This window comes from Nonomuraea sp. NPDC049378, assembly GCF_055586745.1.
Window position 1 is genome coordinate 1 of record NZ_JBVJHP010000056.1, and the last position, 3,181, is coordinate 3,181.

Consider the following 3,181-nt stretch of genomic DNA (forward strand, 5'->3'; position numbering starts at 1 on the left):
GAACCCGGCCGAACTGGACATCGAGCGCGGAGCCCGCCACCACCTCGCCTTCGGATACGGCCCGCACCAGTGCCTCGGCCAGAACCTCGCCAGGATGGAACTGCAGATCGTCTTCGACACCTTGTTCCGCCGCATCCCTGCCCTGCGGCTCGCCGCACCGACGCAGGACGTTCCGTTCAAGAACGACGCCGTCGTCTACGGCGCCCACGAACTCCCGGTCACCTGGTGAACAGGACATGCGTCGGCTTCGGCGGATGCGTCCTGACCGAGCCAGGCCGTGTCGGGATGTACGTCACGATCACTGGTCCGTGACCGGCATGAACCCTGGACGCCGACAGCTTCAACGGCGACCAGCCAGCCAGAACCCGTCTCGAAGGGAGGTGTGGGCGATGCGACGCGATCCCGTCTGGACCTGATGAGGTGATCCCGCGGTGGAGTGGTGGCGTCTGCAACGAGGCGGGAGAACCATCACCCACCGCGGGGAGCCGGCGCCCGCCCGCGCGGGTTTCCGGAGCATGGCGGGACCTGCCGCGGTGCGGGTTCGTCGAGGGCAGCCAGGACAGTCGAGTCGGACCGGACGGAATCGATGTACGCCAAAGTGCTCGCGATCGGCGAGTTTCGCGGTTTGTGGCTGGGCGGGTTGTTGTCGCGAGCGGGCAGCCAGCTGGCGCGCGTCGCGCTGGCCGTGCTCGCCTACGAGCGCAGCGGCTCGGCCGCCGTCACCACGCTCGTCTACGCGATGACGTTCGTGCCCGCGCTGGTCGGCGGGCCCGCGCTGGGCTGGCTGGCCGACCGCTACCCGCGGCGCGAGGTCACGATCGCCTGCGATGTGGCCAGGACCGTCCTCATCGGGTTCGTCGCGCTGCCGGGCCTTTCGCTGCCCGCGTTGTGCGCCCTGGTCTTCGCCTCCCAGCTGCTCGACTCGCCGGGCAGGGCGGCACGCATCTCGCTGACGCCCGACGTGCTGCCCCGCGAGCTCTACCAGACCGGAGTGGCGGTCCACCAGCTCAGCGACCAGGTCGTGACGCTGCTCGGCTTCGCCGGCGGCGGCATCGTGGTGGCGCTGGCCGGCGCGGAGACGGCCATCCTGATCAACGCGGCCACGTTCGCCGCCGCCGCGTCACTCACCCTGGCCACGGTGCGCCGGCGCCCGGCAGCCGCGGGCAAGCAGCCGATCTCCCTGCTCGGCGGGCTGCGGCTGGTGGCCGGGCATCGCGCGTTGCGCAGCCTGCTCGGCCTGGCCATGTTGTCGGGCTTCCACGTCATCCCCGAGGCGATCGCGGTGCCGTACGCCGCCTCGTTCGGCCTGGGCACCGCGGAGGCGGGGCTCCTCATGGCCGCCCTGCCCGTGGGCAACGTCGTCGGCGTGTTCGTGCTGTCCAGGTTCTTCACCGAAGCGCGGCGGATGGCGCTGATGGCCCCCATGGCGGTGGCGGCCAGTGCGCCGCTGGTGGCCAGCGCGGCGGACCCCGGCTACGTGGTTCTGCTGCTCCTGTGGACGGTGTGCGGGGTGCTCACCGGCTACCACGTGGCGGCCAACGCGGAGTACGTGAGGATCGCACCGCCGCAGAGCAGGGGACAGGCGGTCGGCCTGGCCTCCTCCGGCATGGTCGCCGCCCAGGGGCTGGGCATCCTGCTCGGCGGCCTCCTCGTCGAAGCGGCCGGACCGGAGCACGGCCTGGCGATCGCCGGCGCCGCCGGGCTGGTCGCGGGAGTGCCGGTGCTGCTGGCCTGGAACAGAGCCACCAGGGCTGCCGGTGCGCTGCGGGACACACCGTGACAGGCGGCGATCGCCTTCCAGGTCTCCCCGATCGACAGGTCCCCCGGGTGAAGTCCGGGCGGAGCCGCCAGCGGCTGGCCTCGACCGTCCGAGACGATTCCCGACAGAGTCGAGCCAATGGCGAGCTTCAGCCGGGGAACTCTGCCTTCTCGACGATCAGGCTGCGGGCTTCCCGGAGTTGCTTCGGCATGCCGGCTCCGACGGCGCCGACCACCCGGCCGTCGCGGCCGTACACCGCCACGAATTTGCGTTCGGAAAGATCGCCGTGCCGCACCGCTAGGTCGCAGGATTCGTCGAAGTGGCCCCAGGCCTGCACCTTCAGGTCGTACTGGTCGGTCCAGAAGTACGGGACGCTTGCGAAGGGACGTCGGTCCGCCGGTGCCGCCAGCAGATTGGTCGCGGCGGCACGCGCGTGCTCGGCGGCGCTGGTGCGGTGTTCCACCCGCATCCGGGTGCCGAACAGCGGGTTGAACCAGCTCGCCACGTCCCCGGCCGCGTACACGCCGGACGCCACCGCGCAGTACTCGTCGCAGTCGAGGCGCCCGTCGCTCAGCAACCCGCTGCCGGCCAGCCAGCCGGTGTTGGGAATCGCGCCGATGCCGACGACCACCACATCGGCGGGTATCCGCTCGCCGGTGTCCAGCACCACGCCGGTTACCGCTCCCCGCTCGGAGATCAACGAGGAGGCGCCGGTGCCGCACCGCAGGTCCACCCCCCTGTCGACATGGAGTGCGGCCAGCAGTTCCGCAACGGACTTGCCGAACGCCCGCAGCATCGGCGCGGCGGCCGGATCGACCATGGTGACCGGCAGGCCGATGTCGCGGGCCACCGCGGCGGCCTCGGCGCCGATGAACCCGGCACCGATGACCACCATTCGCGATTCCGGTCGCATCCGGGATCGCAGGGCCAGCGCGTCGTCCAGAGTGCGCAGATAGTGCACGCCGGCCAGATCGCCACCGGGCAGCCGCCGCGGGGCCGCGCCGGTGGCGATGATCAAGCCGTCGTAATCGACCGGCTCGCCTTCGGCCAGCACGATCTCCCGCCGGTGGGGATCCAGGCCGGTCGCGGTGGCGCCCAACCGCAGGTTCAGGTCCAGCTCTGTCAGCTGTTCGGCGCTGCGCAGCCGCAGCCGTTCCGGCTCCCACTGGCCGGACAGCAACTGTTTGGACAGCGGCGGGCGGTCATAGGGCAGATGGGATTCGCTGCCCAACAGGGTGATCCGGCCGGTGAAGCCACGTTGTCGCAGGGCGTCCGCGGCGCTGATGCCCGCCGCGGACGCGCCCACGATGACGATCTTGTCCACTACGGTGATCCCTCGATCGAGATCGCCCGTCCTGGACACAGCAGGGCTGCCTCCCGGGCGGATGCGTGTTGCTCCGCTTCAGGGTACGGATGCAACAG

Annotated in this window: 3 protein-coding genes; 2 read left to right on the forward strand and 1 reads right to left on the reverse strand. The window is 71.1% G+C overall.

Going from position 1 to position 3,181, the window contains the following annotated elements; all coding sequences use genetic code 11:
• The coding region (locus ACZ6SA_RS49150; RefSeq protein WP_465836403.1) for a cytochrome P450 at positions 1 to 229 on the forward strand (229 nt) is incomplete at its 5' end.
• Positions 230 to 586: 357 nt separating this feature from the next.
• Positions 587 to 1,780: an MFS transporter gene (locus ACZ6SA_RS49155; RefSeq protein ID WP_465836405.1), complete on the forward strand. Its 1,194-nt coding sequence runs from the start codon at positions 587 to 589 to the stop codon at positions 1,778 to 1,780.
• Positions 1,781 to 1,907: 127 nt separating this feature from the next.
• Here the strand turns inward: ACZ6SA_RS49155 and ACZ6SA_RS49160 are convergent, their stop codons facing one another.
• Entirely contained in the window at positions 1,908 to 3,083 is a 1,176-nt protein-coding gene (locus ACZ6SA_RS49160; protein WP_347647710.1) for an NAD(P)/FAD-dependent oxidoreductase, read from the reverse strand.
• Positions 3,084 to 3,181: the final 98 nt, after the last annotated feature.

Coding starts and splice junctions, on each gene's coding strand:
- ACZ6SA_RS49155 (WP_465836405.1), top strand. CDS start 587: ATGTACGCCAAAGTGCTCGCGATCGGCGAGTTTCGCGGTTTGTGGCTG.